The organism is Streptomyces sp. NPDC004609 (genome assembly GCF_042873655.1).
GTDB lineage: Bacteria > Actinomycetota > Actinomycetes > Streptomycetales > Streptomycetaceae > Streptomyces.
This window is the reverse complement of the sequence record NZ_JBIALS010000017.1, coordinates 15,868-38,183: the sequence shown is the minus strand read 5'-3', so window position 1 is coordinate 38,183 and position 22,316 is coordinate 15,868. Positions and strand designations below refer to the sequence as shown.

Genomic DNA, 22,316 nt, shown 5'->3' with positions numbered 1-22,316 from the left:
TGCGCGCGGCGGCGCCGAGTGGGCCGGTGCGACCGGGGAGAAACGTCACCGCGTCTCCAGGGGCGCACAAGAGGTCCACATCGGTGGTCATTTCCCGGCGGCGGAACCGCCGCAGACGCCCTCTCGGCATACGCCTCGGAACGGGCCGGGAGCATGACGGGGAAACACATTCCCCACCTTTCACACAGACCTCAGTGACATCTCGGTAAAACAGGCATCACACGGCTGCGGTTGGTACGCCGAGCACCGCCGGGCTTCGCAATCCGGTGGCGCATACTAGCCAACCCCTTTTTTGTTCGAATTCGGGGCGGGTACGTTGCTTGCGGGGAAGAAATCCCGGTTCGCACAGAGTCAGCAGATAGCGAGGAGAAGCATGTCGGTGACCGATGAGTTCCTGGCCAACAATGAGTCCTACGCGGCGTCGTTCGCAGGTCCGCTCGGCCTCGTGCCCGCCCGGGAGCTGGCGGTCGTCGCCTGCATGGACGCCCGGCTGAACATCTTCGCGATGCTCGGACTGAACGAGGGGGACGCGCATATCATCCGGAATGGGGGCGGCGCGGTCACCGAGGACGCCATTCGCTCACTGGCCATCAGCCAGCGCCTGCTGGGCACCCGCAGGATCATGCTGATCCACCACACGGACTGCGCCATGCAGACTTTCACCGACGACGAGTTCAAGCAACAGATCGAGAAGAAGATCGGAATCCGCCCCCCATGGGCTCCGGAGGCATTTTCGAACCTTGAGGAGGATGTCCGTCAGTCCATTCGCCGCATTAAGGCGGATCCCTTTATTCCACACACCGGGGCGACTCGCGGATTCATCTTCGATGTCGCCACCGGAAAACTGAAGGAGGTGAAATGAGGGGGATTGAAGGGCACCTGGGTGTCTCATCCGCCGTGCGGGCGGGGCGGACGCGCTTTCCGCCGCGACCGGTCCCGGCCCGGGGAGCCGGCCCCGCGCCACCGGGCCCCGGCGGCCGGTCCGGCGCCCCCGGTCCGCAGCCGGAGGCGCCGGGTCAGCAGGAACAGATCGGCCCACTGCTCGGCGGTGAGATTCTTCGGCAGCGCCGCCGGGCCGATCCCGTGTCGCCGGATCCAGCACCGGATCGACTCCCCCGGCAGTCCGGGGGCCGCGGTCGCCACGATCCGGGCCAGGCCGCGCCCCTTGCCGGTGAACACCCGGTGCACCAGGTCCTGATACTCCTTCAGCTCGGCGGGCGCCACCAGCGGGGCGTCCCGCCGGGTCATCGTCAGCAGTCCCCCGTCGACGCTCGGCCGTGGCCGGAACGCCGAGGCGGGGACCCTCCGGACCAGACGGAAGGTGAACCAGGGCCACCACTGCGCCGTCATCAGGGTCGCCCCGCCGACCCCCGCCCGGCGGCGTGCGACCTCCCACTGCACCAGCAGTACGGCGTCGGTCCATGCGGGCGAGCGGAGGATGCGGCGGAGCATCGGGGTCGTCTCGTGGAAGGGCAGATTGCCGACCAGCACATGCGGTGTCGCGGGTGCCCTGAAGTGGAGGAAGTCCGCGGTGACGATGGTCGTCGACCGAGAGGTACGGCGGTCCAGCCGCAGGGCCCGGCGTTCGTCGATCTCCACACCGGTGAGCTGTCTGCCGAGCCTCTGGAGCGGCAGTGTCAGCGCACCGTCGCCGGGCCCGATCTCGATGATCGGCCCCTGGGTGTGCGTGACGAGTTCGACGAAGGCTCCGATCGTGGCCTGGTCGACGAGGAAGTTCTGACCGAGCTCATGCCGGCCCGGGCGGTGCGTGTGCAAGAGGTTCTCCGCGGCTTCGAGGTGAGCCGGGCAGCACAGAAGGCCGCTCGGCGCGTACACGCTGAAGCGGCGGAACCTCTCCCACGAGAGTCCGGGTCCGCCGCTAGGAGCGGCGGAACCTCATCACAGCGATACCTCCACACATGGGAACCGACCCTAGCGGCCTCTGCGGGCCGACCCCAACCGCATTTTCGGCACCGCCGACCAGGACGGCACCCGGCCCCACGGGCCCGAACGCCCGGACCCCGGGGCGCGATCGGGGCGGCCGCCCTGAGCCTCCCCGGGTGCCGGGCCAGGACAGCGGAAGCCCCGGACGGCGGGCGCGGGCGAGTCGACCGGTCCAGCGGGAGGCCGCCCCGCACCACCGCCCGTACGCGGGACGCGGGCGGCCCGATCCGGCGGAAGGCTGTCCCAAGCCCGGACAGCGGGTACGGGGCCAAGCCCGGACGCGGGCGCGCCGGGCATGGGCGGTGGGCGCGATCCGGCAGGGCGGCCGTCCTGAGCCCGGGCAGCGTGCCCGGGCACGGTCGGGCGGCCGTCCCGAGCCGGGCCCTGGCTATCGTCGCCGGGCCCAGGCAGCGTGCACCGGCGCGGGCGAGCGACCGTCCGAAGCCCGGCCCCGGAGGCGGGCCGCCCCGCCGGGCCGGGGCCCTGGGCTCGGGCGGATGCGGGCCCGGACCCGGGCCCGGGCCCGGGCCGGACTCAGACGGGGGCAGGGGCGGGTCAGTCGCGGTGGACGATACGGCCCGCTGTGAGCGTGAGGCGGATCGGGGCCTCGGGGATCTCGTCGGCGGGGGCGGTCACCGGGTCCAGCGTGAAGGCCGTGAGGTCGGCGCGGTAGCCGGGGGCGATACGACCCGCGACGCCGGACTCGCCCGCGGCCAGCGCCGCGTGGCTGGTGCAGCCTTCGAGGGCCATCAGGCCCGTCAGCCCGATGCCCTCGGAGGCACCCCGCGGGGAGCGGCCCATGGCGAGGACGTCACGGGCGTCGAAGTGGGCGACGGGCCAGTCGGAGCCGAGGGCCAGGACCGCTCCCGCGTCGCGCAGATCCCGGCAGCGCCAGGCGTGGGACGCGCGCTCGTCGCCGAGGCGGGCGGACCACTCGTCAGTGTGGTCGGCGCGGGTGTAGGCGGCATGCGGCGGCTGCATCGAGGCGAAGACGCCCAGTTCGGCGAAGCGCGGGAGCTGATGGTCGGGAACGGTCTCGATGTGCTCGACGCGATGGCGGGGGCCGCCCGCGCCCAGCGATGCGACGGTGTCCAGCACATGGCGTACGGCCGCGTCGCCGATCGCGTGGGTCGCCGTCTGCACACCGGCCGCGTGCAGATGGCGTACGGCGGCGCTGTAGGCGGCGGGGTCGGGCCAGAAGGCGTCGGTGCCCTGGCCGTGGCAGTCCGCGTGCTCCAGCCACGCGGTGCCGCCCTCGACGGTGCCGTCCATGAAGAACTTCACCCCGCCGACCTTCCAGTCCCGGCCGCCGCGTCCCTGGACCGCGATCAGCTCGGCCAGCTCGTCCGGGCCCGCGCCCGGCATGCACCAGGGCGCGAGACGCAGCCGCAGCGGCAGGTCGTGGTTCTCCTCGACGGCGGCGAGCAGCCGGAGGGACTCACCCCCGAGGTCCATGACATGGGCGGAGGTCAGTCCGGTCGCGGCCATCGCGCCGAGCAGACCGACCAGGCGTTCGCCGCGCTCGGCGAAGGAGGCCCGGGGCAGCCGGTCGCCCACGAGGTCCATGGCGGCGTGCTCGACGAGATGCCCGGTGGGCCGTCCCTGGGCGTCGCAGACCACGGTGGAGCGCTGGTCGAAGGCGCGCGGCCCGTCGATGCCCGCGATCTTCAGCGCGGCCGCACTGGCCAGGGCGGAGTGCCCGTCGTAGAGGCGGATGAGGGCGGGGGCGCCGTTCAGGGCCTCCTCGATGAGGTCGTGGTGGAGGGGCCGGCCGCCGAAGGCGTTGTGGTCGAGGGCGTAGCCGATGACCCAGCCGTCGATGCGTTCGGTCGTGCGCAGGGCCGCGAGCAGTCCGTCCAGGTCGGTGATCTTCGACAGATCGGCCCCGGTCGCCAGCTCCATGCCCCAGATGGGGTGGCTGTGCGCGTCGGTCAGCCCCGGAGTGAGGGTGGCCCCCGAGAGATCGACGGTCTCGGTGCCGGATCCGCGCCAGTCCCGTACATCGGCCTCGTCGCCGACCGCCGCGATCAGGCCGTCCTTGACGGCCACGGCGGTGGCATACGGCCGGGCGGGGTCGAGGGTGCGGACCTTGGCTCCGGTCAGGACGATGTCTGCTGCGGACACGGATCACTCCTGGGTGAGGGTCGGTGCTGGTGGTGCGGGTCGGCGGGTACGGCGCCCGCCGGGATCGGGTACGGATACGGCGTCCGCCCGGTCGGTACGGAAGCCGCGGCGGACCGCCCGTGCCGTACGCACCGGGACATCCGCCCGGACAACCGTAAACCTAAAGGCTTTCGGTTTTGGCCAGGTAACCTCACGGCAGGAGATCCGGAAAGACCTATCGGGGAGATCGAGACCATGGGGCGGCCCCGCACACCGCTGATCGATCCGGAGCGCGTCACCACCATCGCGCTGGAGCTCGTCGGCGAAGAAGGCGAGTTCAGCGTCCCGGCGATCGCGCGGCGGCTCGGGGTCCGGACCGCTTCGGTCTACCACCACGTGGACGGACGGGACGGCATCGTCGAGCTGATGCGGGAACGGGTCGCCGACGGGATCGACACCTCCTTCCCGGCCGGCCGGCCGTGGGACGAGGCCCTGGCCGCCTGGGCCCGTTCCTACCGGGCGGCCTTCGCCGCGCACCCCCGGGTGATCCCGCTGCTGATGGCCTCACCGGTCCGTGCGCCGAGGGCGCTGGAGGGCTACGAGAAGGCGGTGCGGGTGCTGCTGGGCGCGGGGTTCGCCCCGGCGGACGTCATGACGGCGATCATCACGCTGGAGAATGTGATCCTCGGCTCGGCACTGGATCTGGCGGCCCCCGAGACGATGTGGGAGCTGCCCGACGAGACGAGCACCCCCGAACTGGCCCGCGCCCTCGCGGCGGCCCCCGCGAACCGTACGGACGCGGCGTTCGAACTGGCGCTGGGCGGATGCCTGGACCGCCTGCGGACGCTTCGGGACTGACGGCCGACCGGGCCCCGGCACCGGCCCGACGCCTCACGCCCCGTAGAACAGCACCTCCACCACCGCTCTCGCCCGCCGGGTGATGCGGCGGTAGTCGTCCAGCATGTCGCCGACATGGCCCGGCCCGTATCCGAGGTAGCGGCCCACCGCCGCCAGTTCGCGGCCGTCCGACGGGAAGGTGTCCCCCGCCCGGCCGCGGACCAGCATCACCGCGTTGCGCACCCGGGTCGCCAGCACCCATGCCTCGTCCAGGATCTGGGCGTCCTCCGTGCCGATGAGGCCCGCGCCGTGCGCGGCGGCCAGGGCCTCGCGGGTCCGGGTGGTGCGCAGGCCCGGCTCCGCCCATCCGTGCCGCAACTGGAAGAGCTGCACGGTCCACTCGACATCGCTCAGCCCGCCCCGTCCCAGCTTGGTGTGCAGCGTCGGATCGGCCCCGCGCGGCATCCGCTCGGACTCCATCCGGGCCTTCAGCCTGCGGATCTCGCGTACGGCGTCGTCGCCGAGCCCTTCGGCCGGGTACCGCAGCGGATCGACCAGCTCCATGAAGCGGGCGCCCAGCGCGGGGTCCCCCGCCATCGGTTCCGCGCGCAGCAGCGCCTGGCTCTCCCAGACGAGGGACCAGCGCCGGTAGTACGCCTCGTAGGACGCGAGGGTACGGACCATCGGCCCGCTCTTGCCCTCCGGCCGCAGATCCGCGTCGATCAGGAGCGGCGGGTCGGCGCTGGGAAGCTGGAGCAGCCGCCGCATCTCCTCGACGACGGTGTTGGCGGCCCGGGCCGCCTCCTGGTCGTCGACGCCCTCGCGCGGCTCGTGCACGAACAGAACATCGGCGTCGGAGCCGTACGCCAGTTCGTGGCCGCCGAAGCGCCCCATGCCGATGACAGCGAAGCGGGTCGGCAGCTCGTCGCCCCAGCGCTCGCGCACGGCGGCCCTGAGCGCACCCGCGATCGTCGCCGCGGTGAGGTCGGTGAGCGCGCCGCCGACCTGGTCGACGAGTGCGCCGGTGTCCGGCTCGGCGGGGCTGTCCTCGGTGCCGTACGAGCTGATCAGATCGGCGGCGGCGGTACGGAACAGCTCCCGGCGCCGTACCCCGCGGGCCGCCACGACGGCGGCCTCGGCGGTCTCCGCGCGCCCCACGGCCGCGAGGGTCTCCGGCTCCAGATGGTCCCGCCGGCGCGGCACCAGCCCCCCGGGGTCACCGAGGATGGCGACCGCCTCGGGCGCGCGGAGCAGCAGATCGGGGGCGAGCCGGCCCGCGGAGAGCACCCGGGCCAGGTTCTCCGCCGCCGCGCCCTCGTCGCGCAGCAGCCGCAGATACCAGGGTGTCCTCCCCAGCGCGTCGGAGACCTTGCGGAAGCCGAGGAGTCCGGCGTCGGGGTCGGCGGAGTCGGCGAACCAGCCGAGGAGCACGGGCAGCAGGGTCCGCTGGATGGCGGCCTTGCGGCTGACGCCGGAGGCCAGCGCCTCCAGATGCCGCAGCGCGGAGGCGGGGTCGGCGTAGCCGAGGGCCTCCAGCCGCTGGCCCGCGGCCTTGGTGCTGAGCCGGGTCTCGCCGGGGGCGAGCTGCGCCACGGCGTCCAGGAGCGGCCGGTAGAAGAGCTTCTCGTGCAGCCGCCGCACCACGGAGGCGTGCCGTCGCCACTCGCGGTTGAGTTCGGCGACGGGGTCCGTACGCAGGCCCAGGGAGCGTCCGAGGCGCCGCAGATCGTCCTCGTCCTCCGGTACGAGGTGGGTGCGCCGCAGCCGGTGGAGCTGGATGCGGTGCTCCATGGCGCGCAGGAACCGGTACGCCTCGTCGAGCTGGGCGGCGTCCGCCCGTCCCACGTAGCCGCCCGCGGCGAGTGCCTGGAGCGCCTCCAGGGTGCTGCCGCTGCGCAGGGTCGCGTCGGCGCGGCCGTGCACGAGCTGGAGGAGCTGTACGGCGAACTCGACGTCCCGGAGCCCGCCGGGGCCGAGTTTCAGCTCGCGCTCGACCTCGGCGGCCGGGATGTTGTCGACGACCCGGCGGCGCATCTTCTGGACGTCGGCGACGAAGTTGTCCCGCTCGGCGGCCTGCCACACCAGGGGGGACACGGCCTCGATGTAGTCCTCGCCGAGCGTGGGGTCCCCGGCGACCGCGCGCGCCTTGAGCAGCGCCTGGAACTCCCAGGTCTTGGCCCAGCGCTGGTAGTACGCGACGTGGCTGGAGAGGGTCCGTACGAGCGGGCCGTGGCGGCCCTCGGGGCGGAGGTTGGCGTCGACCGGCCAGATGGTTCCCTCGACGGTGGTCTCGGAGCAGATCCGCATCAGATGGGAGGCGAGCCGGGTGGCTGCCTGGAGCGCGCTGTTCTCGTCCGCGCCCGCGGCGGGTTCGCCGACGAAGACGACGTCCACGTCGGAGACGTAGTTGAGTTCATGGCCGCCGCACTTGCCGAGGGCGATGACCGCGAGCCGGCACAGAGCGGCGTCCCCGGGGGCCGCCGCGCGGGCGATGGCGAGGGCGGCGCGCAGGGTGGCGGTGGCGAGGTCGGCCAGTTCGGCGGCGGTCTCGGCGACATCGGTCGTCCCGCACACATCACGGGCGGCTATGGCGAGCAGACAGCGCCGGTAGCCGACGCGCAGGCCCACCGGATCGGTGGCGTCGGCGAGGCAGTCCTCGAACTCCTCGACGCCGGGGTGCAGATCGGCGGCCTCGTAGGTGGCGAGCACCCGCCAGTCGCCGGGGTGGCGGGCCAGGTGGTCGCCCAGCGCCTCGGACGCGCCGAGCACACCGAGGAGCCGGTCGCGCAGGGGTTTCGAGGTGACGAGGGTGTCGAGGAACACGCGGTCGGACTGGGCCTCCGCCAGGCGTACGAGGCCCTGGAGCGCGAGATCGGGGTCGGCGGCCGCGCCGAGCGCGTCGAGGAGGAGGGGGTCGGTGCGCACGGGCGCCATGACGGGCAGTTCGAGCAGCCGCTCGGCGGCACCGGGGTCGGTGAAGCCGTGTCGCAGCAGTCGGGTGAACGTACTGCTTCTGCGTCCCGGCACCGTCATCCCGTCGCTCCCGTCCCACGCCTGTGCCACGTCATGTCCCGCGATCAAGGGCCCGGGCAATGAGCCTAGCCCCAGGGGCGCGTACCGCCGACCCGGCGACGAGTCCCCGCGGCGCGGAACACGGCCTCCCCGGCGCGTCCAATAGAACACACACTCTTCGAACATATGACTGACAAACTCGGTACGACCGTTGAGGATGGGGCGTCGGTACGGTCGACGCCGCCGATGCCGATGCCGATATGAGAGGACACCTGTGCCATGACCGAGCCCACGCCCAGGTCCGCGAACGCGCCCCTGGCCGAACTCGACCGCCGCTACAGCGATCCCGCGGCGGAGGCGTCCGACTGGGCCGGGACGGTCGACCGCCTGGTTTCCGCCGAGGTTTTCTGGCTGACGACCGTGCGACCCGACCACCGGCCGCATGTGACCCCGGTGCTCGCCGTCTGGCTGGACGACGCGCTGCACTTCTGCACCGGCGCCGACGAGCGGAAGAACAAGAACCTCCGGGACAACCCGGAAGTGGCCCTCACCACGGGGACGAATGCCCTGCACGAGGGATACGACCTGGTCGTCGAGGGCACGGCCGTCCGGCTGACCGACGCGGAGCGGCTGGCTCCGCTGGCCCGCGCGTACACCGCGAAGTACGGCGAGATGTGGTCCTTCACGGTCCGCGACGGCGGATTCGTCGGCCAGGGCGGGTTCGCGGTGGTGTACCGGGTGGAGCCGCGTACGGTCTTCGGGTTCGCCAAGGGCACCTACGGCCAGACCCGTTTCCGGTTCACGGGGAGGTAGAACCCGGCCCGAACCCACGGGTCCGCCCGCCCGTCCCGTCCGTCACGGCCCGACCCGAGCCGGGCACACGTCCACGTACACCGACGCACACCGTTCACCGAAGTTCCCCGAAGGGATGTCCACCGATGGAACTGACACTTGAAGTGATCATGGTCCCGGTCACCGACCTCGAACGCTCGAAGAAGTTCTACGAGGAGGGCTGCGGCTTCAAGGTCGACGTCGACCAGGAGGTGGCCCCCGGTATCCGCATCATCCAGCTGACCCCGCCCGGCTCCCGCTGCTCGATCACCCTCAGCAGCGGCCTTCCGGACAACCCGGGCCAGCCGGGCCTGGTACCCGGGCAGCTCCAGGGCCTCCAGCTCTGCTCGACGGACCTCGCGGCGACACGTGAGGCGCTGGTCGAGCGTTCCGTGGACGTGACCCCGATCCAGCACGTGGGGGACGACGGCTGGGCCGACGGTCCGGGGGGCGAGTGGAATTCCTTCGTGTTCTTCACGGACCCGGACGGCAACGGCTGGGCGGTCCAGGAAGCCCCGTCACCGCTCGCGGAGCGCTGAGCGACGGCCCCGCTCCCGTAGTCACCCGCGCGCCCGGACGGCGGCGCCCGGACGCGGTCCGGCCCGGAGGCGCTCGCCTCCGGGCCGGACCGTCTCGTCACGGATCTCTGTCACGCGGACCGCTGTCACGGACCGCGTCACCGCCGAAGCGGTGCCCCGTCAGGTCCGGGGCGGCTGATCGCCCTCTCCTCCGCCGTACTGGCCCTTCATCTTGTCCTGCGCCTGATCGACCTGGCCGCTGTACTTGCCCTGGGTCTTCTCGTCGACGGCGTCTCCCGCCTTGTCGACACCCTTGTCGGCCTGGGCCTCATGGCCCTTCAGCATGTGCTTGAGCTTGTCCATCACGGACATCGGTCACCCTTTCGCCGCATGTCCCCCGCCCTTCCAGGGTCACCGGACACGGCCCGGTTCGCATGTCGAGGCGGAACGGGCCCGGTGATCCCGGCCTCCGCGCGGCGGTCCCGCATGGGGAACAGGGGCTTCCCCGCCTGGCGGGCGAGAGCCGTCCGACCGCCGCGACGCGCCCCCGGCACCCGAGGGGATACGGTTCAGCACGGCCCGGCCACGCCGGGTACTACAGGACCGGCAGGTTCTTGCGCAGCTCGAACGCGGTGACCTCGGAGCGGTACTCCTCCCACTCCTGCTTCTTGTTGCGCAGGAAGAAGTCGAAGACGTGCTCGCCGAGGGTCTCCGCGACGAGTTCGCTGCGTTCCATCAGGGAGATCGCCTCGCCGAGGTTCTGCGGCAGTGGCTCGATGCCCATGGCCCGGCGCTCCCCGTCCGAGAGCGCCCAGACGTCGTCGTCGGCGCCCGGCGGGAGTTCGTAGCTCTCCTCGATGCCCTTGAGGCCGGCGGCCAGCAGCACGGCGTAGGTGAGATAGGGATTCGCGCCCGAGTCGATGGAGCGGACCTCGACCCGCGCCGAGCCCGTCTTGCCGGGCTTGTACATGGGGACGCGGATCAGGGCGGAGCGGTTGTTGTGCCCCCAGCAGATGTACGAGGGTGCCTCGCCGCCCGCTCCCGCGCTGCGGGCCGAGCCGCCCCAGATGCGCTTGTAGGAGTTGACCCACTGGTTGGTCACGGCGGAGATCTCCGCCGCGTGGCGGAGCAGGCCCGCGATGAAGGAGCGCCCGATCTTGGAGAGCTGGTACTCGGCACCGGACTCGTAGAAGGCGTTCCGGTCGCCCTCGAAGAGGGAGAGATGGGTGTGCATGCCCGAGCCCGGGTGCTCGCTGAACGGTTTCGGCATAAACGTCGCCTGGACTCCCTGTTCCAGCGCCACCTGCTTCATGACCAGCCGGAAGGTCATGATGTTGTCGGCGGTGGAGAGCGCGTCCGCGTACCGCAGATCGATCTCCTGCTGGCCCGGGGCGCCCTCGTGGTGGCTGAACTCGACCGAGATACCCATGGATTCGAGCATGGTGATCGCCTGGCGGCGGAAGTCCATGCCGACGTTCTGGGGGGTGTGGTCGAAGTATCCGGAGTTGTCCGCGGGCACCGGGCGGGACCCGTCCAGCGGCTTGTCCTTCAGCAGGAAGAACTCGATCTCGGGATGGGTGTAGAAGGTGAAGCCCAGGTCGGAGGTCTTGGCCAGGATCCGCTTCAGGACGAAGCGCGGGTCGGCGAAAGAGGGCGAGCCGTCCGGCATCAGGATGTCGCAGAACATCCGGGCGGTGCCGGGGGCCTCCGCGCGCCAGGGCAGGACCTGGAAGGTGCCGGGGTCCGGCTTGGCGATCATGTCGGACTCGTAGACCCGGGCGAAGCCCTCGATCGCGGAGCCGTCGAAACCGATCCCTTCGTCGAATGCCTGTTCAAGCTCGGCGGGTGCGACGGCGACCGACTTCAGAAAGCCGAGCACATCGGTGAACCACAGGCGCACGAAGCGGATGTCGCGCTCTTCCAGCGTGCGGAGCACAAATTCCTGCTGCTTATCCATTTCCACCCAATCCTTGCTGGTCAAGCCGACCTGCTCCCGTGAGCATCCCATCCACGGGTTTCAGGCAGGTTGCGAACCCCGGCCGATCCCATTGTGTGTCAGGGGCCACCCGTGGACGAGCCCGAGGCCCGCGGGATCCGGCCCCGGCGGCCCGGTGCGCCGGACTCGTTACCGCCCCGTATGAGGTGCCCGGCGGGCTCGCTCGCTACGATCTGCGGACATGGGGGGTCCGCGGCTCAGCCACATCGCGCGTACCACGCGTCCCATGGCACTGCTGAGTGCCGCGGCGACGCTCCTCGGCGCGCTCTTCATCTGCTTCAGTCCGCCCGCCGACGAGCACTCCGGGGCCGCCGACGACCGTGCGGTGCCCGCGTTCTCCTGTCCGTACGACAACGGCGCCTGCGGCCTGCGGCCCCTGGTGAGCGCCGCCGTGCTGACCGCGCCGCCGCTGGACGACCCGCCGGCCGCCGGGGAGCAGCCCCCGCGCTTCGACCTGCCGCCGCGAGCCGCCGGGCGGCCCCTCTCCGACGCCCCGCCGCGCGCCCCCGGCCTGCACGTCCTTCAGGTCCTCCGCATCTAGACACCGTCCCGAGGGTCACGGCTGGACACCGTCCCGAGATGCACGGCACTGTCCTGCGGATGCGGCCCCTTCGGCACGGCACGCGCCCCGGTATCCCCCTTGATCGATTCTGATCACTTCATGACGAAGGACGACACATCATGGCTTCCCGTAAGAACTCCGCCGCCAACGACCGCCGCGCCCGCATAGAGGCCATGCGGAAGGCCGAGGTGGCCCGCGAGCGCCGCAGCCGGTTCATCACGATCGGGGTCAGCGGCCTGGTCGTCGCCGGTCTCGTCGGCTTCGGCGTCTACGTGCTGACCAAGGAGAGCGACAAGAAGGAGCAGGAGCTCGCCGCGTCCAAGGAGCCCATCACGGGCGAGAAGTCCTGGGACGCGAAGAAGCTCGGCCGCAACCATGTGAGCAAGGCCGTCTCCTACCCGGAGAAGCCCCCGGTGGGCGGTGACCACCACAACGCCTGGATGAACTGCGAGCGCAAGGTCTACAAGGAGCCCATCGCGAACGAGAACGCCGTGCACTCGCTGGAGCACGGCGCGGTCTGGGTGACCTACAACGACAAGGCGCCGAAGGCCGAGGTGACCAAGCTGGAGGAGCGGGTCAAGAAGACCTCGTACTCGATGATCAGCCCCGTGAAGGACCAGCCGGGCGCGATCATGCTGACCGCGTGGGGCAAGCAGCTGACGGTCACCACCGCGGACGACCCGCGGGTGGGCAAGTTCTTCACCAAGTACGTGCAGGGCCCGCAGACCCCCGAGCCGGGGGCGGCCTGCATGAGCCAGCTGAACGGCAAGTGACGGTGATGACGCGTACGCACTGGGCGGCCGTGGCGGCGGTCGTCCTGGCACTCCTGTTCGCGGGGGCCGCGACGGTGGCCTCCGCGGGGGACGGCGGCGACTCCGGGCCCCGCACGCCCTCGACGGACTCGGCGGACGCCGGATTCGCGCGGGACATGTCCGTGCACCACCAGCAGGCGGTGGAGATGTCCTTCATCGTGCGGGACCGCACCGAGGACGAGGACGTGCGCCGGCTGGCGTACGACATCGCCAATACGCAGGCCAATCAGCGCGGCATGATGCTGGGCTGGCTGGATCTGTGGGGTCTGCCGAAGTTCGACGCGGACGCCGAGCCGATGGCGTGGATGGCGGGCACGGGCGGTCACGCCGGGCACGCGGGCCACCCGAAGCCCGTCGACGGCACGCTGATGCCGGGCATGGCGACCCAGCAGGACCTCGACCGGCTGGGCCGTCTCAGCGGCAAGGCGGCGGAGATCGAGTTCCTCCAGCTGATGATCGTCCACCACAACGGCGGGGTCGCCATGGCCCAGGGCTGCGCGAAGCTCTGCACGGTCGGCCCGGAGAAGGAGCTGGCCGAGGGCATGGTCGCGGCCCAGCGCTCCGAGGTGGAGCTGATGGTGGATCTGCTGAAGAAGCGGGGCGCGCAGGTGCGCACCTAGGGCGTGTATCGAAAGTAGCGCCGTCCGCCCGGAGGGCGGGGCCTGCGGCGTCCGGTGCGTGCAATCGCAAGGCGGAGGGTCGCCCTCGTACTGGACGTACTTGGGTGATTCCGACAACGCAGCGAGTGTGCGTGCTGGGCGTCGCAGGCCAGGCGGGACTTTCGATACACGCCCTAGCGCGGTGACCAGCGCGTCCCGTCCGGATTCCGCGGGGCTCGCCTGCCCCGGCACCACGCCGCTGTCCGTACGCCGGCGGGGCCGGACGCGCCGGGCTCAGAGTTCGGCGAAGACGGCCGCCGCGTCGTCGTGGAGCTTCCAGCGGACGGGGGCACCGGCCGCCGCCGCGGCGGCGGACTCCGTGGTGCGGACGAGGTCGATCAGGGCCTGGGGGCCCTCCTTGCGCAGGAGCGCGACGCAGTCCGTCCAGGTGCCCTCCGCGAACATGTCGACCCACCGGGACGCGCCGTCGGTGAGCGCGGCGAGGGCGCGGACCTCGGCACGGGGCAGACTGCCCGTCACCGCGCGGGACGCGACCCCCGGATCCGCCGCCGCCGTGAAGAAGCCGCCCTCCGCGTTGCGCAGCGCGTCCGCCGAGGCATGGGTCCGCAGCCGCTCCCGGGGCAGCCGGTCGATACGGTCGTCCAGAACCGCGCGCACCTCACCGCCCGGGGATTCCAGCAGCAGCGTGGAGTCGGAGAGCACCAGATACTCCACCGCGTCCTCGGGCCCGCCCCAGCGAGCGACGACCACCGTGGCCTGCGGAGTCCTCACGTGAGAAAGGTCACAGGTGTCCCGGTGGGCGTCGGCGGTGCGCCCAATTGCCGCGGAGAGGATGTCGGTCAACGTCAGATCGGGGCGAGAACCGGACAGTTCGAGCAGCGCACCCCCCAGCCGCGCGGTGAACCACGGAACCGAGTGCACACACCCGTAGTCACCCTCCGGAGGCGTCACCCCGTCCAGTGTCACCAGGGATCCGCCCTGGCCCGAGGCGGGCAGGGCCACGGATACCCAGTCCTCGTCGGGCCGTTCGGCGGAACCGGGCGAAGTGGCGAGTTCGATGCGCATGAACCCCAGTCTGCATGACTCGTTCACGAGCCCTGCACAACCGAGGGATTCCTCCGTACGGCCAGGTCAGACGGTGTTCGGATGCCCTGAGAGGTGCCTCGGGCGCGCTGCGGGCGCGCATCCTGCCAAAGGGAGCGCGGAAGATCCAGTCAGCGTCACCCGGGTCACCCGTCCGGCCACCGAGAGGAGTTGTTCGCCAACTCCTCAGTGATGTTCACTCGTTCAGGTGGCGGAGCGGCCGATGCGCGCCTCCCTCCCAAAAGCACTGGAATCGTCTGAAGTCGTGCCAGGGGTGGGATCTCGTGTGTGACCGGTCGTCATCTCTGCTTCAAGGTTCACGGACTGGACGAGTCAAGCAGGATTGCGAGCACCGGTGCAGAAGAAGCGGCCCCAGGCCCCTACGGCCGCCCCCCTGACCCCTGCGACATCCCCGGCGCCGGACACCTCGCCGGTTCCCGTCGCCCGCGGCCGTGCCAAGCGGGTGCGCAGCCGGCTGGTCGTCGGAGTCGCCGTCGTCGGACTGATCGTCGTCGGCGCGGGCACCCCGGGCGTCCTGGCCACCTCCACCGAACTGCACGAGTCCCAGCGGCTGGTGACCCTCGCCCAGCTCAACCGGCAGGCCGTGACCCTCGCCCACTCGCTCGCCGACGAGCGCGACGAGGTCACCGCGTACATCGCCGCGGGACGGGAGAGGCAGAAGGGCTCCCAGGCGGAACGGCGCAGGACCACCGACACCCGCAGCGCCCGTGTCGACCGGCAGATCGACGAGATCCGCGGCTCCATCCCCGACGACCGCGCCGGGCTGCGCCGCGAGCTGGCGACCGTGCCCTCCGTCCGCCGTACCGCGCTCACCGGCGACGGCACGGCGCTGGAGGCCCACCGCTCGTACACCGCCGTCATCACCCATCTCCACGCGCTCGCCGACGAACTGACCGAGAAGACCCCGCCGCGCGCCGCCGACGGCACCCGTGCGCCCGCCGCCCTGGGGCTCGCCGTCGAGCAGGCGTCGGCCACCCGGGGGCTGCTCGTCGCCGCGCTCTCCATGCCGCGCCCCAAGGAGCCCGAGGAGACCGTCGACTCCGTCACCAGGCTCCCGGTCGCCGAGGAGCGCAGCGAGAGCGACAAGGCCGCCGAACGGACCCGTGACTCCCTGAGCGCCCTCGCGCAGCAGTCCCGCGTACGCGAACTGGCCGCGCTGTCCGACTTCGACCAGGCCGCGGACAAGGAGGCCCGCGACTCCCTCGCCGCGACCGTCACCGGCGCCGAGGTCAAGTCCGCCGAGTCCTATCTCACCCGCCTCACCGATCAGCCCGTGCTCTCGGAGAGCGACCTCACGTCCGACCGGGACAAGCTGGAGAGCTCGCTCACCTCCCGGATCGAGCAGATGCGGGGAGTCGAGTCCTCGCTGGCCTCCGAGCGCATCACCGCTCTCGAACAGCTCCGCGACGACGACGTCACCGCGCTGGAGGTACGGATCGGGGTCCTCGGCGGACTGCTGCTGCTCGCCGTCGCCGTGCTGGCCGCCCTGCTCCGTACGATCACCCGCCCGCTCGCCGTCCTGCGCATCGGCGCGGCCCGTCTCGCCACCTCGCCCGAGACCGGGGAGCCCGTCGGTTTCACGGGCCGCAACGACGAGTTCGCCCAGGTCGTACGGTCCCTCAACGCCCTGCACGCGAAGGTGCTGGACCTCGGCGCCCGCGCCGCCCGCCCGGAGCACCCCGCCCCGGCCGTGAACCACCGGAACGCGCACCACCCGGCGGGTCCGGGGCCGGTCGGTCCGGTTCCGGCGGCCTCGGCCCCGGCCGCACCGACCCGGGCCGGGACCGCGCCTGCCGGAGGCGTCCCCTCGGGAGGCGCTCCGGCCCCCGACACCGCGCGCCTCGCCGACGAACTCGCCGCCCAGCGCGCGGACCTCGCCGCCCGGTCCGCCGCCGAACGCGCGGAACTGACGGCGGAACTCGCCGCCGAGCGCGCCGAGACCCGCCGCCGCACCGACGAGCTGACCGCCGAGATCCACCGGCTGCGCCACGCGGTCGACCACACCTTCGTCAATCTCTCCCTGCGCACCCTCGGCCTGGTCGAGCGCCAGCTCGGTGTCATCGAGAAGCTGGAGGAGCGCGAGCAGGACCCGGACCGGCTCGCCACCCTCTTCAAGCTCGACCACATGGCCACCGTCATGCGCCGCCACAGCGAGAACCTGCTGGTGCTCGCCGGTGTCGAGCACTCCCAGGGGCACCCGGGCGCGGTCCCGCTCGTCGATGTGCTGCGCGCGGCCGTCAGCGAGATCGAGCGGTACGAGCGGGTCGTCATCCAGTCCCTGCCGCCGCACGCCCAGGTCGCCGGGTTCGCCGCCGACGACCTCAGCCACCTGGTCGCCGAACTCCTGGAGAACGCGACCTCCTTCTCGCCGCCGGACGCCCGCGTCGAACTGTCGGGCTGGCTGCTGGAGAGCGGCGAGGTCATGCTCTCCGTCCAGGACAACGGCATAGGGATGCCCGCGGGGCGGATCGCCGAGTTCAACGAACGGCTGGAGAACCCGGCCGCGTTCGAGACCCCGTCCGGCCGTGAGGAGGGCCTCGGGCTGCGCGTCACCGCGCTGCTCGCCGCCCGTCACGGTGTACGGGTGCAGCTGCGCGACCAGCGGCAGGGCGGGATCACGTCGGTCGTCGTCCTGCCCCAGGCGCTGCTGCCCAAGGAGCCGCCCGCGGAGATCCGTCCCGCGGTGCCGTCAGCCACGCCCCCGGTCCAGCTGCCCGGGTCGGCCGCCGAGGCCAACTCCAACACCCTGCCCGGCGGTCCGCGGCACGCGGCACCGGCGCTCGCCCCCGCCCCCGACCCGCTGGTGGAGGCCGCCGAGGCCGCCGTACGCGCGGCGGAGCCCGAGCCGGACGCGCACGGGCGGACGGCGGACGGCTACCCGGAGGACACGGCGGCGACCGGGTACGGGGAGTACCAGGGGTACGCCGGGGGCGACGAGACCACTTTCGAGATGCGGCTGCCGGACCTGGAGACCCCTCCCGCGCCCTCCGTCCCGGGGCCCTCGCCCGCGTACGACGCCCTACACCGGCACCCGGTGGGCCCCGACGCCGTACACCCGGAGGCCGCCCCCGCCGCCCCCGCCGACCCCACCGCCACCGGCCACGAGCCCTGGCACCGGGACACGCCGCACCACCAGCCCGGGCAGCACCGGACCGGACCTCATGGGCCCGGGCCGTACGCGTCCGCTCACCACGACACGACACCGCACGACACACGACCGCACGACACGACACCGCGGGAGGCGGCCCCGTACGACACGTCACCGCACCAGGCACCGCACGCCACGACACCGCACCAGGGGACGGCGTACCGGCCCGGCGCCGGGTCCGAGCGGGCCGGGGCGCCCGTACCGGACGGCCCGCTCCCGCCCACGGGCCCGGTGAACGCGCCCGTCTGGGACCGGGTCACCGACAAGGGGCTGCCCAAGCGCACGCCCAGGGTCGTCAAGCCCGCCCCCGCGCGCGGTGAACGCACCGGCAGCGTGGACGCCGAGGCACTGCGCCGCAGGCTGGGCGGATTCCAGCAGGCCGCCGAGGAGGGGCGCCGCGAAGCCGAGGCCGAGATCGCGCGCACGGCGGGACCACAAGAAGCGGGGGACACAGTCGAGGAGGCACGCAGTTGACTGCGACCGGGACGTTCGGCCTGAGCAGTGAGGCCCGCAATCTGCACTGGCTGCTGAGCAATCTGGTGGAGGAGGTGCCAGGACTGCGCTCCGTCGCCGTCGTCTCGTCCGACGGACTGCTCCTGCTCTCCTCCGACCCCGCGCAGAACCTCCCTCCCACCGGCCCCGTGCACCGGGAAGGCGGCCCCAGAGGCTCCAGCGCGGACCTCGCCACCATCGTCTCCGGCATCGGCAGTCTCACCATCGGCGCCGCCCGGCTGATGGACGGCGGCGGGGTCAAGCAGACCATGGTCGCGATGGAGGACGCCTGCGTGTTCATCATGTCGATCAGCGACGGATCGCTGCTCGGGGTCCACGCGGACGCCGACTGCGACATGGCCGTGGTCGCGTACCACATGGGCCTGTTCGTGGGCCGCGCCGGACATGTCCTGACTCCTGAACTCCGCAGCGAACTCCGTCTGTCCAGGGAGGCCACCCAGTGACCGCCGCCACCACCCCGTCCGGACTGCCGGTGCGCGGCGACAGCCGTGCCGCGCGCGTACGGCCCTACTCGCTCACCGGCGGCCGTACCCGCTTCGGCCATGTGCTGCTGGTCGAGACGTTCGTGGCCGCCCTGGACGCGCCCGCCGACCGGCCGGAGCTGCCCAAGGGCGATCTGTCGTCACGGGTGATGCCCGAGCTCCAGGCCATCGTCGAGCTGTGCCGGCGGATGCGTACCGTCGCCGAGATCTCGGCGATCCTCCAGATGCCACTGGGCGTCGTCAGGGTGCTTCTCAGTGACCTGGCCGACCAGGGAAAGATTCGTGTATACGGCACGGGGCATGGCCCCGGACGCCCGGAACGCGCACTGCTCGAAAGGGTGCTGAGTGGACTCCGCCGCCTCTGACACGCTGCCCGCCGCGCTCCCCGCCCGGGTGCCCCCGCAGCCCACCGCCGCCGAGGACGGTCTCCAGGCGTGGCAGCTGGACCACACCCGCGCCCCCACCGCCGCCAAGGTCGTCGTCGCGGGCGGCTTCGGCGTGGGCAAGACGACGTTCGTCGGCGCGGTCTCGGAGATCACCCCGCTGCGGACCGAGGCGCTGATGACCCAGGCCAGCGAGGAGACCGACGATCTCTCCGCGACGCCCGGGAAGCTGACCACCACGGTCGCCATGGACTTCGGCCGGATCACGCTCGACGACGATCTCGTGCTGTACGTCTTCGGCACACCCGGCCAGCAGCGCTTCTGGTTCATGTGGGACGACCTGGTCCGGGGTGCGATCGGCGCGATCGTGCTCGCCGACACCCGCCGGCTGCCGGACTGCTTCCCTGCGCTCGACTACTTCGAGAGCAGCGGTCTGCCGTACATCGTCGCCGTCAACCACTTCGACGGCTCGGAGCTGTTCGAGGCCGAGGACGTACGGGAGGCCTTGACCATACCCGTACACGTGCCGATCGTGATCATGGACGCGCGCAAGCGGTTCACGGTGATCGAGTCACTGCTGTCACTGGTCGCCCACGCGCTCGAAGAAACTCCTGAGTGAACAGAGAGAAGAGACACCCCGGATGCGGAAGATACTCATAGTCGGAGCCGGTCAGTCCGGTCTTCAGCTCGCCCTCGGCCTGCAGTCGAAGGGCTACGAGGTCACCCTGATGTCCAACCGCACGGCCGATGAGATCCGGTCCGGCCGGGTCATGTCGACGCAGTGCATGTTCCACACCGCGCTCCAGCACGAGCGCGACCTGGACATCAACTTCTGGGAGTCCCAGGCCCCGAGGATCGAGGGCCTCGGCGTCTCCGTCGCCGGGCCGGAGTCCGGGGGCCCCTCCGGCGGGTCCGCGGGGAGGGTGATCGACTGGGTCGGCAGGCTCGACGGCCATGCCCAGTCCGTCGACCAGCGGGTGAAGATGGCCGGCTGGACGGAGACCTTCGCCCAGCGCGGCGGCCAGCTCGTCATCCACGGCGCGGCGGTCTCCGACCTGGACTTCTTCGCCCGTACCTACGACCTGGTGCTGGTCTCGGCGGGCAAGGGCGAACTGGTCTCGATGTTCGGCCGGGACGCTTCCCGCTCTCCGTACGACGCCCCCCAGCGCGCCCTCGCCGTCGCCTATGTGCACGGCCTCGGACCCCGCCCGGAGCACCCCGACTTCGACGCGGTCCGCTGCAATCTGGTCCCCGGAGTCGGCGAACTCTTCGTGATGCCGACCTTCACCACCTCCGGCCGCGCGGACATCCTCTTCTGGGAGGGCGTCCCCGGCGGTCCGCTCGACGTCTTCAAGGGCATCAAGGACCCCGCCGAGCACCTGTCGCTCACGCTGGAGCTGATGGAACGATTCACCCCGTGGGAGTACGCCCGCGCCACCAGGGTCGAGCTGACCGACGCGGGCGGCACCCTCGCCGGGCGGTACGCGCCCACCGTACGGAACCCGGTCGGACGGCTGCCCGGCGGCGGACTGGTGCTCGGGGTCGCGGACGTCGTCGTCGCCAACGACCCCATCACCGGCCAGGGCTCGAACTCCGCGTCCAAGTGCGCGGCCTCCTACCTCGCGTCGATCACCGAGCACGGGGACAAGCCCTTCGACGAGGTGTGGATGCAGTCCGCGTTCGACCGCTACTGGGAGACCGCGCGGCACGTCACCAAGTGGACCAACGCGATGCTGGCGCCCCCGCCGGAGCACGTACTGAACCTGATCGGCGCGGCGGGACAGCTCCAGCCGGTCGCCGACCGGTTCGCCAACGGCTTCAACAACCCGGCGGACTTCGAGAACTTCTTCTACGACCCCGCGCTCGCCGAGTCCTATCTGGGCGAGGTCGCGGCGGGGGCGGCCGGCGACGGAGCGCCCGCCTAGGGCGTGTATCGAAAGTCCCGCCTGGCCTGCGACGCCCAGCACGCACACTCGCTGCGTTGTCGGAATCACCCAAGTACGTCCAGTATACGAGGGCGACCCTCCGCCTTGCGATTGCACGCACCGGACGCCGCAGGCCCCGACCTCCGGGCGGACGGCGCTACTTTCGATACACGCCCTAGCGGCTCCGGTCAGCCGGAGTCGGTGTCCGCGTCTGCGGTCGTGTCCGCTGCCGCGTCCGTCTTCGTGTCTGCTTCCGTGCCCGGTGCCGTGGTCTGCGCGTAACCCGTGTCCGAGCCCGCCGTGGCTCCCTCGGGGAGCGGCGGCGGGGTGTACTCCGTCAGGAGCGGGCCCTCGGGGTCCGGCCGGACCGCGCCCAGCACCGGGTTGGCCATGAGGGGGGAGACCTTGACCACCGTGCCCGGGCGCGGAGCCTGCACGACCATGCCGTCGCCCAGATAGATCGCCACATGAGTGGCCTCGGGGAAGTAGACGACCAGATCGCCGGGGCGTAGGGAGCGCACCGGCACCCTGGGCAGCTCCCGCCACTGCTGCTGGCTGGTGCGCGGGATCTCCCGCCCGGCCGCCGACCAGGCCCTGGAGGTCAGCCCGGAGCAGTCGTACGACTCCGGGCCCGTCCCGCCCCACACATACGGCTTGCCGATCTGCTCGACGGCGTACCGGACCGCGTCCGCGCCCTCCCGGGTCGGGGTGCGCTTCCCGGCGGACGCGGTTCCGGTGGGCCCGTTCCCGGTGGAGCCGCTTCCGGCGGGGGCACCGAGGGCGCCCGAGTTGATCAGGCTCTCCTGGGCCTGCGGGGTGGTGAGCCCGGCGATCTGCTCGGGCGAGAGCGAGGCGAGCATCTCCTCGATCTTCTTGAGCCGGGCGTCCGCCGTGTCCCGCGCCTTCCGGCGGGCCGCGGCGAGCGCCCGCTCCCGGTCGAGCGCCTTGCGGGAGGCGGCGGCGAGCCGACGTGCCTTCAGCGCGCCCGTCTCCAGCCGGGCGACCGTCGCCATCCGGTACGCCGCCGCGCGCTCCATCAGATGACCCTCGTCCAGGGCCCGGCGCGGGTCGGGGGCGAGGAGCAGCCGCAGATGGGCGCTGAGTTCCGAGTGCCCCTGGTACTGCTCCCGGGCGAGCCGTCCCGCCTCCTGCCTGCCCTCGGTGAGGGCGTCCCGCGCGGCCGTCAGCTCCCGTCCGAGCCGTGCGGTCTCGGCGCGCTGGGCCTTCAGCCGCGACTCGGCGGTGGTGTGGGTCTCACCGGCGTCCTCGGCCTGGCGGTAGAGGGTCTTGAGGCGGGTGAGCAGTTCGGCGACCCGGGAGGGCGCGGCGGCGGGGCCGGAGCCGGGGTTGGCCGCGTCGTCCGGCCCGGGCAGTGCGGGCGCGGGCGTGGGGGGCGCGGGGGCGGGCGGTGAGGGGGCGGCTTCCGCGCTCCGCGGTACGGCCGTGATCACCGTGACCGCCGTGAGTGTCGCGAGCGCCGTCGTACAGACCGTGCGGAGCAAGCTGACTGACACACCATCACCTCC

At 72.1% G+C, this 22,316-nt stretch carries 19 protein-coding genes; 12 read left to right on the top strand and 7 right to left on the bottom strand.

Features of this window, described 5'->3' with window-relative positions:
- The first annotated feature begins 373 nt into the window (after nt 1-373).
- The gene (locus ACFYT4_RS18425; protein ID WP_389269647.1) at nt 374-862 is read left to right on the top strand and encodes a beta-class carbonic anhydrase; all 489 of its coding nucleotides are present in this window, start codon (nt 374-376) and stop codon (nt 860-862) included.
- 26 nt (nt 863-888) lie between these two features.
- Here the strand turns inward: ACFYT4_RS18425 and erm are convergent, their stop codons facing one another.
- Together erm and ACFYT4_RS18415 are read right to left on the bottom strand one after the other, a co-directional pair.
- Nucleotides 889-1,776, bottom strand: a complete 888-nt coding sequence (gene erm / locus ACFYT4_RS18420; protein WP_389269645.1) for a 23S ribosomal RNA methyltransferase Erm — start codon at nt 1,774-1,776, stop codon at nt 889-891.
- Between the two features lie 723 nt (nt 1,777-2,499).
- A complete protein-coding gene (locus tag ACFYT4_RS18415; protein ID WP_389269643.1) occupies nt 2,500-4,068 on the bottom strand; it encodes an amidohydrolase in 1,569 nt (522 codons plus the stop codon).
- A gap of 234 nt (nt 4,069-4,302) precedes the next feature.
- Here ACFYT4_RS18415 and ACFYT4_RS18410 point away from each other — a divergent pair, with 234 nt between their 5' ends.
- Entirely contained in the window at nt 4,303-4,905 is a 603-nt protein-coding gene (locus ACFYT4_RS18410; RefSeq protein WP_389269641.1) for a TetR/AcrR family transcriptional regulator, read from the top strand.
- 33 nt (nt 4,906-4,938) lie between these two features.
- Here ACFYT4_RS18410 and ACFYT4_RS18405 read toward each other — a convergent pair whose 3' ends face one another.
- Nucleotides 4,939-7,917: a bifunctional [glutamine synthetase] adenylyltransferase/[glutamine synthetase]-adenylyl-L-tyrosine phosphorylase gene (locus ACFYT4_RS18405; RefSeq protein WP_389269639.1), complete on the bottom strand. Its 2,979-nt coding sequence runs from the start codon at nt 7,915-7,917 to the stop codon at nt 4,939-4,941.
- A 258-nt stretch (nt 7,918-8,175) separates the two neighbouring features.
- Here ACFYT4_RS18405 and ACFYT4_RS18400 point away from each other — a divergent pair, with 258 nt between their 5' ends.
- Nucleotides 8,176-8,709 carry a pyridoxamine 5'-phosphate oxidase family protein gene (locus tag ACFYT4_RS18400; protein WP_389269637.1) on the top strand — a complete coding sequence of 178 codons (534 nt, stop codon included), beginning with the start codon at nt 8,176-8,178 and terminating at the stop codon, nt 8,707-8,709.
- A gap of 125 nt (nt 8,710-8,834) precedes the next feature.
- Entirely contained in the window at nt 8,835-9,266 is a 432-nt protein-coding gene (locus ACFYT4_RS18395; protein WP_389269635.1) for a VOC family protein, read from the top strand.
- A gap of 159 nt (nt 9,267-9,425) precedes the next feature.
- Here the strand turns inward: ACFYT4_RS18395 and ACFYT4_RS18390 are convergent, their stop codons facing one another.
- Nucleotides 9,426-9,617: an antitoxin gene (locus ACFYT4_RS18390; protein ID WP_389269633.1), complete on the bottom strand. Its 192-nt coding sequence runs from the start codon at nt 9,615-9,617 to the stop codon at nt 9,426-9,428.
- A gap of 223 nt (nt 9,618-9,840) precedes the next feature.
- Nucleotides 9,841-11,202: a glutamine synthetase family protein gene (locus ACFYT4_RS18385; RefSeq protein WP_389269631.1), complete on the bottom strand. Its 1,362-nt coding sequence runs from the start codon at nt 11,200-11,202 to the stop codon at nt 9,841-9,843.
- Nucleotides 11,203-11,467: 265 nt separating this feature from the next.
- On the opposite strand from ACFYT4_RS18385, the gene ACFYT4_RS18380 reads away from it, so the two are divergent.
- From ACFYT4_RS18380 to ACFYT4_RS18370, 3 genes are all read left to right on the top strand, one after another.
- A complete protein-coding gene (locus tag ACFYT4_RS18380; RefSeq protein WP_389269629.1) occupies nt 11,468-11,782 on the top strand; it encodes a hypothetical protein in 315 nt (104 codons plus the stop codon).
- A 140-nt stretch (nt 11,783-11,922) separates the two neighbouring features.
- Entirely contained in the window at nt 11,923-12,576 is a 654-nt protein-coding gene (locus ACFYT4_RS18375) for a DUF3105 domain-containing protein (protein WP_389269628.1), read from the top strand.
- Between the two features lie 5 nt (nt 12,577-12,581).
- Nucleotides 12,582-13,235 carry a DUF305 domain-containing protein gene (locus ACFYT4_RS18370; RefSeq protein WP_389269626.1) on the top strand — a complete coding sequence of 218 codons (654 nt, stop codon included), beginning with the start codon at nt 12,582-12,584 and terminating at the stop codon, nt 13,233-13,235.
- 273 nt (nt 13,236-13,508) lie between these two features.
- On the opposite strand, the gene ACFYT4_RS18365 is transcribed toward ACFYT4_RS18370, so the two are convergent.
- Nucleotides 13,509-14,300 (bottom strand): hypothetical protein, encoded by a 792-nt coding sequence (locus ACFYT4_RS18365; RefSeq protein ID WP_389269624.1) that lies wholly within the window; start codon nt 14,298-14,300, stop codon nt 13,509-13,511.
- Between the two features lie 373 nt (nt 14,301-14,673).
- On the opposite strand from ACFYT4_RS18365, the gene ACFYT4_RS18360 reads away from it, so the two are divergent.
- The 5 genes from ACFYT4_RS18360 to ACFYT4_RS18340 are packed head-to-tail and all read left to right on the top strand — an operon-like array spanning nt 14,674 to nt 20,790.
- Entirely contained in the window at nt 14,674-17,961 is a 3,288-nt protein-coding gene (locus ACFYT4_RS18360) for a nitrate- and nitrite sensing domain-containing protein (RefSeq protein ID WP_389269622.1), read from the top strand.
- A complete protein-coding gene (locus tag ACFYT4_RS18355) occupies nt 17,958-18,443 on the top strand; it encodes a roadblock/LC7 domain-containing protein (RefSeq protein WP_389269620.1) in 486 nt (161 codons plus the stop codon). Before ACFYT4_RS18360 ends, ACFYT4_RS18355 begins: the two co-directional genes overlap by 4 nt.
- Entirely contained in the window at nt 18,440-18,847 is a 408-nt protein-coding gene (locus ACFYT4_RS18350; RefSeq protein WP_389269618.1) for a DUF742 domain-containing protein, read from the top strand. The genes ACFYT4_RS18355 and ACFYT4_RS18350 overlap by 4 nt, the downstream gene beginning before the upstream one ends.
- Nucleotides 18,828-19,484 (top strand): ATP/GTP-binding protein, encoded by a 657-nt coding sequence (locus tag ACFYT4_RS18345; protein WP_389269617.1) that lies wholly within the window; start codon nt 18,828-18,830, stop codon nt 19,482-19,484. Before ACFYT4_RS18350 ends, ACFYT4_RS18345 begins: the two co-directional genes overlap by 20 nt.
- Before the next feature lie 22 nt (nt 19,485-19,506).
- Nucleotides 19,507-20,790, top strand: a complete 1,284-nt coding sequence (locus tag ACFYT4_RS18340) for a styrene monooxygenase/indole monooxygenase family protein (RefSeq protein WP_389269615.1) — start codon at nt 19,507-19,509, stop codon at nt 20,788-20,790.
- A gap of 188 nt (nt 20,791-20,978) precedes the next feature.
- Here ACFYT4_RS18340 and ACFYT4_RS18335 read toward each other — a convergent pair whose 3' ends face one another.
- Entirely contained in the window at nt 20,979-22,304 is a 1,326-nt protein-coding gene (locus ACFYT4_RS18335; RefSeq protein WP_389269613.1) for a C40 family peptidase, read from the bottom strand.
- Nucleotides 22,305-22,316: the final 12 nt, after the last annotated feature.